Below are 13,770 nucleotides of genomic sequence, written 5' to 3'. Positions count from 1 at the left end.
AGGTGATGACGTGTCAGGAAGCCTCCTGCGGCTGGCCTGTGCGGCCACGGTGGCGGCCCAGGCCGTTCTCGTACCCGTGCCGGCCGCGGCCACGCCGGACCCCCAGCGGTCCGTGGCCCAGCTGCTGACCGACCTTCAGCGGCTGTACCGGCAGACGGAACAGGCCACCGAGACCTACAACGCCACGACCGAGCAGCTGGAGCGGCAGCGCGCCGAGGTGGCCCGGCTCGACGGCGAACTGGCCCGCGCCCGGCTCGCCCTGCAGGGAAGCAGGACCGACGCCGGGCGCCTGGCCCGGCAGCAGTACCAGAGCAGCGGCGGCCTCGGCCCGTACGTGCGGCTCCTCCTCGCCCCCGACCCGCAGCACGCACTGGACGAGGGGCATGTCATCGGCGAGCTGGCACGCCAGCGGGCCCGTACGGTGACCCGGCTGGCCACCGCCGAGAAGCGCAAGGACGCGCTGGCCCGTGCCGCCCGCAAGGCCCTCGACACCCAGCTCACCCTGGCCGGCCGGCAGCAGCGGCAGCGCGACGGCGTCCGGGCCGGACTCGCCGGAGTGGAACGCCTGCTGGCCGGTCTCAGCCCCGACCAGCTCGCCGCGATCGCCCGTCTGGAACAACAGGGGGTCACCGAGGCCCAGCGCAGGCTCACCACCGCGGGCGCCCTCCCCGCCGACCGCCCGGCCACCGCGCAGGGCGACCGGGCGGTCCGCTACGCCATGGAACAGGTCGGCAAGCCGTACGCGTGGGGGGCGAAGGGACCGGACGCGTTCGACTGCTCGGGCCTCACCTCGCAGGCGTGGGCCCACGCGGGGACACCGATCCCGCGCACCAGCCAGGAGCAGTGGGAACAGCTGGAGAGGATTCCGCTGAACCGGATCCGGCCGGGCGACCTGGTCGTGTACTTCCCCGAGGCGACGCACGTCGCCCTGTACGTCGGGGACGGCAGGGTCGTCCAGGCACCGAGGCCGGGCGGGAAGGTCACGGTCTCCCCGGTCGCCGGCTACCCGATCCTGGGCGCGGTACGTCCCGGTCCGGTGGCACGGGGCTAGCGCGAGCAGAACTTCTTCCCCGCCGCGGCCGCGCCGTCCTCGAACCCGTTGCGGAAGGTGTCGGCGACCGGTACGCGCTTGAGGTCCCGGACGTCGCAGTCGTTCTTCATGGCGGCGTACCCCGCCTTGTAGCCCGCCGCGTACTGCTCCTGGGCGTTCGCGCGCGCCCCCTGCTCGGCCGTGCCGCACCTGACCTGGGGGCCGCCGGCCTGCCGGGCGCCGACGGTGCCGGCGGCATGGCTGATCGTCACGGCGAACGCGCCGTCGGCATCGGTCCGCACGGTGCCCTCGGCTCCGTGCGCGGACTCGATGAACACGGCCTTGTCCGGCCGGAAGTCCTCGCCGACGACCTCCAGGTGCGCCCGGCCGTCGGCCCGCGAGACACCGCAGGTGGGCGACGCCGTCGCGGCGGGCGACGAGACGGCGGGCGTCACCGCGGCCGTCCACACCGACACGGTCAGCGCCGGCACCGTCAGGGGCGTCAGCACCGCCAGGCGTACGCGTCGACCGTCCATGGGAACTCCCGCGTGACTCGCCCCCCTCCGGCCCCTCCCACCAGCGTCCCTCCGCCGGTGGGAGGTGTCAAAAGGGGGACGGCCCCGTCAGGCTCCGGCCACCGACTCCAGGTAGGCGGCCGTCTTCTCCGGCTCGTAGAAGAAGTCCTCGAAGTCGGCCGGGTCGTTGAACGCGTTGGCGAATCGATCCGCCACCGGCTGGAGCTGTCCGGCCGCGCCGATGAGGTTCAGCACGTGCTCCGGCGGCGGCGCCAGCATGGCGTTGGTCCACTTGGTGACGTGCTGGGCGGTGGCCCAGTACCGGTCGAAGGTCCGCCGCATCCACTCCTCGTCGAACGGCTTGTCCCCGTGCTCCAGGATCGAGGCGAGGTACGCGGCCGCGCACTTGGCCGCCGAGTTGGAACCCTGGCCGGTGATCGGGTCGTTGGCGACGACCACGTCGGCCACGCCGAGGACCAGTCCGCCGCCGGGCAGCCGGCCGACGGGGTTGCGGACGGTCGGGGCGTACCGGCCGGCCAGCGTGCCGCCGGCGTCGGTGAGTTCGACCTTGGTGGCCCGCGCGTACTCCCAGGGCGTGAACCGCTCCATGAGTTCCAGGGTCAGGGAGAGGTGCTCCGCGGGGTCCTTGACGCCCTTGAAGACGTCGAGCGGGCCGCCGGGTATGCCCTCCCAGAACAGGATGTCGGCGCGGCCGGAGGTGGTCAGGGTCGGCATGACGAACAGCTCGCCGACGCCCGGGACCAGGTTGCAGCGCACCGCGTCGAACTCCGGGTGCTCCGGGCGCGGGCCGAGACCGTGGACGTACGCCACCGCCAGCGCCCGCTGCGGCTCGCCGTACGGGGAGCGCTCGGGGTCGCGGGCGAACATCGACACCAGCTCGCCCTTGCCGGCGGCGACGAGCACGAGGTCGTAGGTGCGGGAGAAGTAGTCCAGGTCGCCGACGGCCGCGCCGTGGATGACCAGCTGTCCGCCGCGCTGCGCGAACGTCTCCATCCAGCCGGCCATCTTCACCCGCTGGTCGACCGACTGCGCGTACCCGTCCAGCCTGCCGACCCAGTCGATGGCCCGCTGGGTCGGGCCCGGGTCGTGCGAGCCGGGCGCGGCGACGGAGACGCCGAGTCCCTCGATCTTCGGGGCCTGGGACTCCCAGAAGTTCAGCTGCAGGTCGCGCTCGTGCTGGAGGGCCGTGTCGAACATGCACTGCGTCGACATGACCCGGCCGGAGCGGATCTCGTCCGCGGTCCGGTTCGACATCAGGGTGACCTCGTAGCCGTGCGACTGCAGGCCGAGGGCGAGCTGGAGGCCGGACTGGCCGGCCCCGACGACGAGTATCTTCCGCATGCGGGTGGTGCCTCCTACGGGGGCTGGGGACGGTTCGTGGACTACTCGGGGGTTTCGTCCAGCGCGTGGGCCACCAGGGCCAGGAGGGTCTCGATCACCGAGATCCGGCGCCGCGCGTCCATGATCATGACAGGTATGTGCGGAGGAATCGTGAGGGCCTCGCGCACGTCCTCCGGCTCGAACCGCTCGCTGCCGTCGAAGTGGTTGACCGCGACGACGTAGGGCAGTCCGCAGCTCTCGAAGTAGTCCAGGGCCGGGAAGCAGTCCTTCAGGCGGCGGGTGTCGGCCATGACGACGGCGCCGATCGCGCCGCGCACCAGGTCGTCCCACATGAACCAGAACCGCTGCTGGCCCGGCGTGCCGAACAGGTAGAGCACCAGGTCGTCGTCGAGCGTGAGGCGGCCGAAGTCCATGGCCACGGTGGTGGTGAGCTTGCCCGGCGTGGCCGACAGGTCGTCGGTGCCCTCGCTGGCCTCGGTCATCAGCGCCTCGGTCTGCAGGGGCGTGATCTCCGAGACGGAGGTGACCAGGGTGGTCTTGCCGACGCCGAACCCGCCCGCCACCACGATCTTGGTCGCGATGGGGGCGCGGGTTCGGTCCGTCTGCCAGGCCCTCAGGTCCTCGTCCGGCTCGGGGAACCCGGCGACGAGGGGGGTGCCCCCGACGGAGGCGGTGGCGTCAGAGACGGCGGAGTCCACTCAGCACCCTTTCCAGCAGAGCGCGGTCCGGGCGGCCGGTGCCGTGACCGGTTCCGGTGCCGTACACACGGATCTTTCCCTGGTCCGCGAGATCACTCAGGAGAACGCGGACCACGCCGAGCGGCATCTTCAGCAGCGCGGCGATCTCGGCCACCGTGCGCATACGGCGGCACAGTTCGACGATGGCCCGCATCTCCGGCATGACCCGGGCGGACAGCGGCGCACTCGTCAGTTCCCTGCGCTCCTCCGGGGCCTCCAGCGCGGCCACGAACGTCTCCACCAGGAGGACGTGGCCGAAGCGGGTACGGCCGCCGGTGAGCGAGTAGGGGCGGACACGGGCGGGCTTGCGGTCACCGCCGCGGACCGGGAGCTGCGACTTCCCCGGTTTCCCGCCGGTGCCGGTCATCGGGCGCTCCCCGTCGACTCGGCCTCCAGGGACTTGCGCAGTTCGCTGCGGAGTTCGGGCGTCAGGACGTGCCCGGCGCGGCCGACGAAGAGCGCCATGTGGTACGCCACGACGCTCATGTCGCACTCGGCGGAACCGTGCACGCCGAGCAGTGAGCCGTCGCTGATCGACATCACGAACAGGCTGCCCTCCTCCATCGCGACCATGGTGTGCTTGACCCCGCCGTACTCCAGCAGTTTCGCGGCGCCGACGGTGAGGCTGCCGATGCCGGAGACGATGGTGGCGAGGTCCGCGGAGGAGCCCCGGGGGCCCTTCGCGGGACGGGCCTCGCGGGACTGCTCGGTGTGGCCCGGATCGGACGACAGCAGGAGCAGCCCGTCGGAGGAGACCACGGCGACGGACTGGATGCCGGGTACTTCCTCGACCAGGTTGGTCAGCAGCCAGTGCAGGTTGCGGGCTTCACTGCTCAGTCCGTAGGTAGTGGGCGCGGTCAACTGCTTGCCTCCTCGGCTGTGCCCCCCGTGGCTTCTTCGGCGTGTGCGTGGCTGGCCGGCCGCTTGGTGCCGGCCGTCTGTTCGGCGATCTCCGTCTTCACGTCGCGGTAGCCGGCCTGGGCTCCGCTGCGGAAGCCGCCGAGCCTGCGGCGCAGGGCCTCGGCGTCGACGGAGGCGCTGCGCTGGCGGGGCGGTGCGGCGGGGGCGGTGATCCTGGGTGTGCGCTTGGGGAGGCCCTTGCTGGTGAGCCGTTCCTCCTCCGCCTCGCCTTCGGCGTCGGTCTCTGTCCCGCCCGCACCGCCGGTGCGGGCCTCGTCGCCGGATGCGGGCGGCCCCTGGGGGGCGTCCTCGCCGCCGGCGGCCGCCGGGGCGTGGGGGCGGTCCACCGTGTCACGGGCACGGTCCAGCGGGGCGTGGGGGCGGTCCGCCGGGGCGTGGGGACGGTCCGCCGCCTCGTTCGTCGGCTCCGCCGGGGGCTCCGGGAGCAGCAGCTCCATCGTCGTCTCGGCGGGCGTCTCCGCCGGGGGCTTCGGGCGGGTCTCGGTGTCCCCGGCGGGCCGGGCGGCCTGCTCGTGGGCCTCCGCCGGTGCCTCGCGCGGTGACTCCTCGCCGGCCTCCCCGGCCGCCTCCCGTACCGCCTGTTCCGCCAGGGTGACCAGGGGGTCCTGGTGCTTGGCACGGGTGGGCAGGACGTTGGAGTTGGCCTCCGCGTCGGCGCCGGGGAGCGTGCGGGTGCTCGTGACGCCGGGGACGGTGGTGCGGGGCGGGAGGGCCGTGGGCGGGGCTTCGGTGAGGAGGCCGGACGGGAGGACGACCACCGCCGCGAGACCGCCCTGCTTCTGCTCCCGCAGCTGCACGCGGACGCCGTGGCGGTGGGCGAGGCGCGCGACGACGTACAGGCCGAGGCCGAGGCCGTCGTCGCCCTCCTGGTCGTAGGGGGACTCGGGGTCGAAGTCGGCGAGGCGGGCGTTGAGGCGGGCGAGGCGGTCCTCCGCCACGCCGATGCCCTCGTCCTGGACCGACAGCATGACCTCGCCGGACTCCAGGAGCCAGCCGGAGACCTCCACCGGCAGGTCCGGCGGGGAGAACGAGGTGGCGTTCTCCATGAGTTCGGCCAGCAGGTGGGAGAGGTCGTCCGCGGCGAAGCCGGCCACGTGGGCGTGCGGGGGCAGGGCCGCGATGCGGACGCGCTCGTAGCGCTCGATCTCGCTGACCGCCGCCCGGACCACGTCGACCAGGGGCACCGGACCGGGGTGCTGCTGGACGTGCTCGGTGCCGGCGAGGACCAGGAGGTTCTCGCTGTGCCGGCGCATCACCGTGGCGAAGTGGTCGAGCTTGAAGAGCGTGGCGAGGCGGTCCGGGTCCTGCTCGCGGTCCTCCAGGCCCTCGATGACGGCCAGCTGGCGCTCGACCAGGCCCAGGGTGCGCAGGGCCAGGTTGACGAAGGTGGAGCCGATGCTGGTGCGCAGCCGCTCCAGCTGCGCGGTGGAGTCGGCGAGTTCGGCGCGCAGCTCCTCGCGGGCGTCGGCCATCTTCTGCCGCTGGCCGACCAGGTGCTTGCGGTCGGTCTCCAGGGTGGCGACCCGCTCGTGCAGGGCCGCCGCGTGCGCGTGCAGGGCGTTGACCGAGCGGACCACCTGGGCGAACTCGTCGTTGCGGCCCGTGAAGGCGATCGGGTCCTGGGCCGCCGGGTCCTCGGCCTCGGCGAGGCGGGCGGAGCCGCGGCGCAGCACCGACAGGGGGCGGGTCAGGCTGCGGGCCATGGCGGTGGCGACGCCGACCGCGACCAGCATCAGCACGCCGAGGACCGCGACCCGGATCTCCAGCGCGGTGACGTCGTCGTCCCGGAGCTTTTCGAGGTCCTTGGTGCGGTGGTCGTAGAGCGCGGACTCGGCGCCGCGCATCAGGTCGACGCGGGCGGACAGGGCCGCGTCCAGCTTCTTGGTGCTCGTGGTGAGCTCGCTGTCGGCGAGGGTGGGCTGGTCGGTGAGCGTCGCCAGGTACTTCTCGGCCGAGTTGACCTCGGGACCGGTGACCGTGGAGGTGTAGGAGTCGACGGCGGCCTTGGGTGCGGTCGCCCGGAAGCCGGCGAGGGCCGCGTCGGCGCGCAGCCGGGCCTGCTGGGCGGCGACGGTGAGCGCGTCGCGCTGTTCGCGGTCCGCCTCGCTGCCGGTGGCGGAGGTGGTGGGCAGGCCGGTGGTGGGGTCGATCACCGTCTGGCTGCGGGAGGGGACGTTCAGCGCGGCCAGCAGCAGACCGCGGGCGGCGGCGGACTGCTGGACGGCGGAGTCCAGTTCGGCCAGGGCGTGGGCGCCGGAGCCGGCCCGCGGGGGCATCCGCTCGGCCAGCTGTTCGGCGAGCCGGTGCAGCGCGGTGATCGTCTCCGAGTACGCCTGGTGGGTCTGGAGGGCGGAGGTCTTGCCGGTGAGCGCGGCCCGGCGCAGCGCGTCGATGCCGTCGAGGGTGGTGCGCAGGTCCGCCGGGGTGTCGGTGTCGGCGCGCAGCTCCTCGACCTGCCGGTCCACGCGGGCGCTGCGGTCCTCCGAGGGCGCCTTGGACTTGGGGCGGCCGGCCGCGATGTACGAGGTGACCTCGTCGCGTTCGTCGGCCAGGGAGTGGGCGAGGGTGAGCGCGTCCTGGGTGCGGACGGCGAGCGTCACCAGCTCCTGGGAGTCGCCGACGTCCCCTGAGGCGGTGAGCAGCGCGGGTGCGCCGGCTCCCGCCACGGCGGCGGCCACCACGGCCACGGCGACGATCAGCCGGGTGCGCACATGAGTGGGGCGGCCGGAGCCCACGGGGGTCTGGGGGACGGTCCCCTCGGGGGCCGTCTGCCTGCCTGTGCGCCGAGGCCGCTTCTTCTGCACCGGTGCTCGCATTCCTGAACTCGTCTACCCAGGGGCCCGGGTGGCGCCCCGTCATTTCGGTGCCAAGTGGTGCGTACACCCGGTTCGTACGGTTCCCGACCCTCCCAGCGCCGGTGGGCAGTGGTCGCGCATCACCTGACCCGCCACCCGAAGGAGTGAACATCGGAGGGGAGTTGGCGGGCAAGTTCCTCTGGCGTGTGCGCGGCTGCTGTGCGCCGTGCCGGTTGGACGCGCGCGGCAGGCTTTGGCAGTATTCGCCACCACGTCTTCCCGGAGTGCCCCATTCCTGCCCAAACCAGGCGCCTGACCTGCATGGTCACCCGAATTCACCGAGCGGTTGCCGGCCTTTGGGCGGGCGTGTGAAGGGCTCGTGCAGACTGGCCGGATGCGCACTGATCTCGTTTCGGAACCCGGCGACGCGACCCGCCCCAACGAGGACTTCGCCGGTGTCGGACTACCCGCCTCCGGACAGGGCGGTTGCGTGATCGTCCTGGACGGGGTGACACCGCCGAGCGCCGGGACGGGCTGTCTGCATTCCGTCCCCTGGTTCACCGCGCGCCTGGGCGGGGCGCTGACCGAACTGACCGTTTCCGGCCGAGATCTGACGCTGCCGGAGATTCTCGCGCGGGCGATCCGGCGCACCGCCGACGCCCACGCGGACACCTGTGACCTTTCTCACCCGCGCACCCCCCAGGCAACCGTCGCCCTGACCCGCTGGTCCGCCACCGAGGTCGAGTACCTGGTGCTCTCCGACGCGGCGCTGCTGCTGCGGGGCCCCGACGGCGCGGTCACCCCGGTGCTGGACGACCGGCTGGCCCGGCTGCCGCGCGCCGCGCTCGCCACGGACGCCCTGGTCGACGCGAACCTGCGCAACAAGGAGGGCGGCTTCTTCACGGCCGCCGCCGATCCCGCGGTGGCGGCGCGGGCGGTCACGGGCGTCCTGCCCCGGCGCGAGGTCCGGGCGCTGGCCGCGCTGACGGACGGCGCGACCCGCTGGACGGAGACGTTCCGGGAGGGTGACTGGACGGCCCTGTTCGACGTGGTCGCGAAGGACGGCGCCCGGTCGCTGGTGGAGCGGGTACGGGAGCTGGAGGCGGCGGACCGCGAGGAGCGGGCGTTCCTGGGGCGGGGCAAGACGCACGACGACGCGACGGTGGTGTTCGCGGAGCTGTGACCCCCCGTCGGGCACGGCCGGCGGGGGCGCTCCGCCTCGGCCCCCGTGCCGGACCCCTCGGACTACTTCGCCATGACGCCGTTCAGCTCGTGGAGCAGCCGGGCCAGCTCGGAGACCTCGCTGCGGTCCCAGTGGGCCAGCTGGCGGACGTAGCGGGCGCGGCGGGCCTCGCGGACCGTGCCGACGCGGCGGCGGCCCTCCTCGGTGAGGGTGACCAGCCAGGCGCGGCCGTCGGCGGGGTCGGGTTCGCGGGCGATCAGCCCCAGGTCCTCCAGGGCCCGCAGCTGGCGGGACATGGTGGCCTTGCCGACGCCGATGTAGGCGGCGAGTTCCGTGGCCCGCTGACCGCCGAGCTCGTCCAGCCGGATGAGCAGGCCGTACGCGGAGGACTCCAGGTCGGGGTGGACCTCCCGGGCCATCTCCCCCTGGTTGGCGCGGGCACGCCGGAGCAGCACGGTCAACTCGCGTTCCAGCGCCAGGAATTCCTGGTCTGCACCACTGGGCGTCACCTGCCCGGCGACGCCGTGCGCGTCGTCGTTTCCGTCCTCGTGCACGTCAGCACCCCTGATCGGTTTCGCGGTCCTGAAAATTTCTGTCACATGCCGTCATTGCCGCAGCTCCGTAAGTATTTCGCAGGCGTAGACCAACGGCGTCCTCCGGACCCCCTTCCCACGCCGTATCTACGTGCGTAGCTTCTTTACCACGGCGCCTAATGGCATGCCCACGCCAGTGGACGCGCCGGCACCGTGAGCCCCCCACGCAGCTCTCCCCCCACCCCACTCCCCGGAGGCACGACATGCCCGTGCTCAGACCCGGCTCACCCCCCTCCCGCCCCTTCTCCGCCTCCCCCCGCGCCGCGCTCCTCACGGCCCTGCTCGCGGCGCTCTCCCTCGCTCTCCCGCTCACCTCCGCGCAGGCCGCGAGCACCCCCAGCCGCGGCTCCGCCCACATGGGCATGGGCGTCCTCGCCCACGACGGCCAGGGCGGCACGCCCACCACCGGCGACGCCACCCAGACCGAGGGCGTCGACGTCTCCGCCCACCAGGGCAACGTCGCCTGGTCGACCCTGTGGAACAGCGGGGTCCGCTGGGCGTACACGAAGGCGACGGAAGGCACGTACTACACGAACCCGTACTTCGCCCAGCAGTACAACGGTTCCTACAACGTCGGCATGATCCGCGGCTCGTACCACTTCGCCACCCCGGACACCACCAGCGGCGCCACCCAGGCCAACTACTTCGTCGACCACGGCGGCGGCTGGTCCCGCGACGGCAAGACCCTGCCCGGCGCCCTCGACATCGAGTGGAACCCGTACGGCGCCGCCTGCTACGGCAAGACCGCGAGCCAGATGGTCGGCTGGATCACCGACTTCGTCAACACGTACAAGTCGCGCACCGGCCGCTACCCGGTGATCTACACGGCCACCAGCTGGTGGACCCAGTGCACCGGCGACTACGGCGGCTTCGCGGTGAACAACCCCCTGTGGATCGCCCGCTACGCCTCGGACCCGGGGACGCTGCCGGCCGGGTGGTCGTACTACACCATGTGGCAGTACACCTCCTCCGGCCCGACCGTCGGCGACCACGACAAGTTCAACGGGGCACTGGACCGGGTGCAGGCACTGGCACTCGGCTGACCGGCCCTCCCGGCCGGGAATCGGGGGCACCCACCCGGCCGGGGAGCCGGGGTCCTTTCCCGGGCGAGGGTCTGGGGCACCCACCCGGTCGGGGAGCGGAGCCGGGGTCCCTTTCCGGGCGGGGGCCGGGGCATCCACCCGGCCGGGGAGCGGAGCCGGGGTCCCTTTCCGGATGGGAGTCCGGGGCATCCACCCGGCCGGGGGGGCGGAGCCGGGGTCCCTTTCCCCCGGGCTGGGGTCCGGGGCACCACCACGGCCGGGGAACCCCGGGTCCCTTCCCCCGCCGGGGAGCCGGGGCACCTTCACGGCCGAGGAGCCGGGAACCCTTCCCCCGGGCTGGGGTCCGGGGCACCTTCACGGCCGGGAGCCGGGGTCCCTTCCCCCGCCGGAGAGCCGGGCACCTTCACGGCCGAGGAGCCGGGGGCCCTTCCCCGGGCTAGGGTCCGGGGCACCTTCACGGCCGGGGAGCCGGGGTCCCTTCCCCCGCCCGGGAGCCGGGCACCTTCACGGCCGAGGAGCCGGGGGCCCTTCCCCGGGCTAGGGTCCGGGGCACCTTCACGGCCGGGGAACCCCGGGTCCCTTCCCCCGCCCGGGAGCCGGGCACCTTCACGGCCGAGGAGCCGGGGGCCCTTCCCCGGGCTAGGGTCCGGGGCACCTTCACGGCCGAGGAGCCGGGGTCCCTTCCCCCGCCCGGGAGCCGGGCACCTTCACGGCCGAGGAGCCGGGGACCCTCCCCCAGGCCGGGCCCGGGGCACCTTCACGGCCGGGAGACGGGGTCCCTTCCACCGCCGGGGAGCCAGGCACCTTCACGGCGGGCACCTTCACGGCCAGGGAGCCCGGGGCCGCCCCGGGCAAGTACAGCAGCGGGGCGCCGGACCGGTGCAGGCACTGATATTCAGGTGACACAGCCCTCCCGAGTGCAGGCACTCCCACCCGGGTGACACAGCCCTCCCAGCCGGGCATCGGCAGCACCCACCCGGCCGGGGAGCCGGAGTCCCTCCCCAGCCGAAGACCCCGGGCCCCAGGCGAGCGCAGCGGCAGGGTGCGGGCACGGCGCCGGTGCCCGGCCGGTGTCCGGGTCGTGGGCCGCGCCGGTGGGGACACCGGTTGCGCCGCGCTGCGTTGGTGCTCCGCGCCGCCCGGGATCATGCTGGTCAGGAGAGCCTGCCGAGCAAGGGCGAGATGAGCGGCGATGGAGCGACAGTCGACGTACACGGCCACGGCCACCATCGATGAGCGGGGCATCCTGACCGGCTGGAGCGAGGGAGCGCGGCGACTGCTCGGCTACGACTCCCCGGCCGTGCTCGGCCGGCCGGCCACCGCGCTCCTCGCCACCGACGCCGCCGCGGTCCGGCGGGCACTGACCGGCCGCGACCGCTGGAACGGCACCGTCCCGCTGCGCCACCGGGACGGCCGGCACCTGGAACTCGGCGTGCTCGCCCACCGCCGGACCACGGGCACCGGCGCCACCGACTGGCTCGTGGTGAGCGCCGTGACGGCCCGGACCCAGCCGCCCCGGGGCGAACCGCTGGAGGAGTGGACGTTCCTCCAGTCCCCCTTTCCGCTGGCGATCTTCGACGCCGAGCTGCGCCTGGTGCGCGCCAACCGCCGGCTGGAGCACGCCCTCGCCCTGCCCGAGGCGGCGATGCGCGGACTGGGCCTCGTCCACATCGTGCCGGGGACCGCGAGCGAGGAGGCCCACCGGGCGATGCGGCTGGCACTGGAGTCCGGCCGGCCGCAGGAGGCGCATGCCGGGCTCGGCCCCGGCCTCGGCCGGGTCACCCTCCTCACCCCCCTGAAGGACGCCGGCGGCCGGGTGCGGGCCGTCTGCCTGTCCGTGGAGCAGCCGTCCCCGGAGCCCACCGGCCACGCCCGGCCCGCCGCCGAGTCCGACACCGCCGTCGGGACGGCGGCGGACCAGGCCCGCGCCGCCCAGGAACTGGCCGAGGTCACCGTCCCCCGGCTGGCCGACGCGATGGCCGTCGACCTGCTGGACTCGCCGCTGACCGGCCCCGGGGCCGGCCGCCCGGGGCCGGAGCAGTTCGTGCTGCGCCGGGCCGCCCTGCGCACGGTCCCCGACGGAACGGGGGCCGGTGCGGGGTCCGGCTGGGGCACCCGTGTCGGCGAGGCGGTCGTCTGCCCGGCCGGCTCGCCGCCCGCCCGCTGTCTGACACTGGCCGGCCCGCAGCTGTACGACACGGCGGACCCGGTGGTCGCCGAGTGGGCGGCGCTGGACCCGGGCGCCGCGTGGGTGCGCGCGTCCGGGGCGCACGCCCTGCTGGCGGTTCCGCTGCTCGCCCCGGGCGGCACGCTGGGCGTCGCCCTGTTCGGCCGGCACCCCGAGCGGGGGTCCTTCGGCCCGGAGGAGCTGCGGCTCGCCGAGGAGTTCGCCGCCAAGGCCGCCGCCGGCATCGAGCAGGCCCGCGGCTACGCGCGCTCCCGGACCACCACCATGGCCCTGCAGCGCAGCCTGCTGCCGCACACGCTGCCCGAGCAGGAGGCCCTGGAGATCGCCACCCGCTATCTGCCGGCCGCGACCCGGGCCGGCGTGGGCGGCGACTGGTTCGACGTGATCCCGTTGTCGGGGGCGCGGGTCGCGCTGGTCGTGGGCGACGTCGTGGGCCACGGCATCCGTGCCTCCGCCACCATGGGCCGGCTGCGCACGGCGGTGCGCACCCTGGCCGACGTCGACCTGCCGGCCGACGAGCTGCTCACCCACCTGGACGACCTGGTGCTGCGCCTCGCCGCCGACGAGGGCAGCGCGGACCCGGACGCGGACAGCGCCGGCGGCATCGGCACCACCTGCCTGTACGCCGTCTACGACCCGGTCTCGCGCCGGTGCTCCCTGGCCCGGGCCGGGCATCCGCCGCCCGCCGTGGTGAGCCCGGACGGCGTCGTCCGCTTCCTCGACGTGCCCGCGGGGCCGCCGCTGGGGCTCGGCGGGCTGCCCTTCGAGGCGTTCGAGACGGAGCTGCCCGAGGGCAGCCTGCTGGCGCTGTACACCGACGGTCTGCTGGAGGCCCGCGACCACGACATCGACGAGGCGCTGGAGAAGATGTTCACCGCGCTGGGCCGTCCCGCGAAGTCACTGGACTCGGTGTGCGACCGGGTCCTCACCGAACTGCTCACCCGCCGCCCCGACGACGACATCGCCCTGCTGGTGGCCCGTACCCGGGCGCTGCACGAGGACCTGGTCGCCTCCTGGCAGCTGGACGACGAACTGACCGTCGTCTCCCGGGCCCGCCGGTACGCCACCGAGCAGCTGACGGCCTGGGGGCTGGACGAGGCCTCCTTCACCACCGAGCTGATGGTCAGCGAGCTGGTCACCAACGCCATCCGGTACGGCCGCCCGCCCATCCGGCTCCGGCTGATCCACCAGGGCACCAAACTGATCAGCGAGGTCTACGACTCCAGCGGCACCACCCCGCACATGCGGCGGGCCCGGATCTTCGACGAGGGCGGCCGGGGTCTGCTGCTGGTCGCCCAGCTCGCCGAGCGCTGGGGCACCCGGCACGACCGGGTGGGCAAGACGGTGTGGGCGGAGCAGTCGCTGACGACGCCCTGACCCCGGACGCGCCCCCGCCCCGCCGC

The 13,770-nt window shown here is 74.1% G+C and carries 11 protein-coding genes; 4 read left to right on the top strand and 7 right to left on the bottom strand.

Going from position 1 to position 13,770, the window contains the following annotated elements:
- Positions 1–10: 10 nt before the first annotated feature.
- Positions 11–1,051 (top strand): C40 family peptidase, encoded by a 1,041-nt coding sequence (locus ACZ4VF_RS35255; protein WP_467931147.1) that lies wholly within the window; start codon positions 11–13, stop codon positions 1,049–1,051.
- Here ACZ4VF_RS35255 and ACZ4VF_RS35250 read toward each other — a convergent pair.
- The 6 genes from ACZ4VF_RS35250 to ACZ4VF_RS35225 form a co-directional block, all read right to left on the bottom strand.
- Positions 1,048–1,566, bottom strand: coding sequence for a hypothetical protein (locus ACZ4VF_RS35250; protein WP_467931146.1), 519 nt, complete (start codon positions 1,564–1,566; stop codon positions 1,048–1,050). The two genes, ACZ4VF_RS35255 and ACZ4VF_RS35250, sit on opposite strands and share 4 nt — an antisense overlap.
- Before the next feature lie 87 nt (positions 1,567–1,653).
- Complete coding sequence (locus ACZ4VF_RS35245) at positions 1,654–2,907, bottom strand: styrene monooxygenase/indole monooxygenase family protein (RefSeq protein WP_467931145.1); 1,254 nt, start codon at positions 2,905–2,907, stop codon at positions 1,654–1,656.
- Positions 2,908–2,948: 41 nt separating this feature from the next.
- Positions 2,949–3,605 (bottom strand): GTP-binding protein, encoded by a 657-nt coding sequence (locus ACZ4VF_RS35240; RefSeq protein WP_467931143.1) that lies wholly within the window; start codon positions 3,603–3,605, stop codon positions 2,949–2,951.
- Positions 3,586–4,011 (bottom strand): DUF742 domain-containing protein, encoded by a 426-nt coding sequence (locus ACZ4VF_RS35235; RefSeq protein ID WP_467931142.1) that lies wholly within the window; start codon positions 4,009–4,011, stop codon positions 3,586–3,588. Before ACZ4VF_RS35235 ends, ACZ4VF_RS35240 begins: the two co-directional genes overlap by 20 nt.
- Entirely contained in the window at positions 4,008–4,505 is a 498-nt protein-coding gene (locus ACZ4VF_RS35230; protein ID WP_467931141.1) for a roadblock/LC7 domain-containing protein, read from the bottom strand. The genes ACZ4VF_RS35235 and ACZ4VF_RS35230 overlap by 4 nt, the downstream gene beginning before the upstream one ends.
- On the bottom strand, positions 4,502–7,369 hold the full coding sequence (locus tag ACZ4VF_RS35225; RefSeq protein WP_467931139.1) for a sensor histidine kinase: 2,868 nt from the start codon (positions 7,367–7,369) through the stop codon (positions 4,502–4,504). The genes ACZ4VF_RS35230 and ACZ4VF_RS35225 overlap by 4 nt, the downstream gene beginning before the upstream one ends.
- Before the next feature lie 385 nt (positions 7,370–7,754).
- Here ACZ4VF_RS35225 and ACZ4VF_RS35220 point away from each other — a divergent pair, with 385 nt between their 5' ends.
- Positions 7,755–8,543, top strand: coding sequence for a protein phosphatase 2C domain-containing protein (locus tag ACZ4VF_RS35220; RefSeq protein ID WP_467931138.1), 789 nt, complete (start codon positions 7,755–7,757; stop codon positions 8,541–8,543).
- Positions 8,544–8,605: 62 nt separating this feature from the next.
- Here ACZ4VF_RS35220 and ACZ4VF_RS35215 read toward each other — a convergent pair whose 3' ends face one another.
- The gene (locus ACZ4VF_RS35215) at positions 8,606–9,097 is read right to left on the bottom strand and encodes a MarR family winged helix-turn-helix transcriptional regulator (protein WP_467931137.1); all 492 of its coding nucleotides are present in this window, start codon (positions 9,095–9,097) and stop codon (positions 8,606–8,608) included.
- Between the two features lie 242 nt (positions 9,098–9,339).
- Here ACZ4VF_RS35215 and ACZ4VF_RS35210 point away from each other — a divergent pair, with 242 nt between their 5' ends.
- Positions 9,340–10,179, top strand: a complete 840-nt coding sequence (locus ACZ4VF_RS35210; protein ID WP_467931135.1) for a lysozyme — start codon at positions 9,340–9,342, stop codon at positions 10,177–10,179.
- A gap of 1,192 nt (positions 10,180–11,371) precedes the next feature.
- Positions 11,372–13,744 (top strand): SpoIIE family protein phosphatase, encoded by a 2,373-nt coding sequence (locus ACZ4VF_RS35205; RefSeq protein WP_467931134.1) that lies wholly within the window; start codon positions 11,372–11,374, stop codon positions 13,742–13,744.
- Positions 13,745–13,770 lie beyond the last annotated feature (26 nt).

The organism is Streptomyces sp. NPDC029151, from assembly GCF_055564315.1.
Note: the sequence above shows the minus strand (reverse complement) of the source record. Positions and strands in the feature narration are given on the sequence as shown.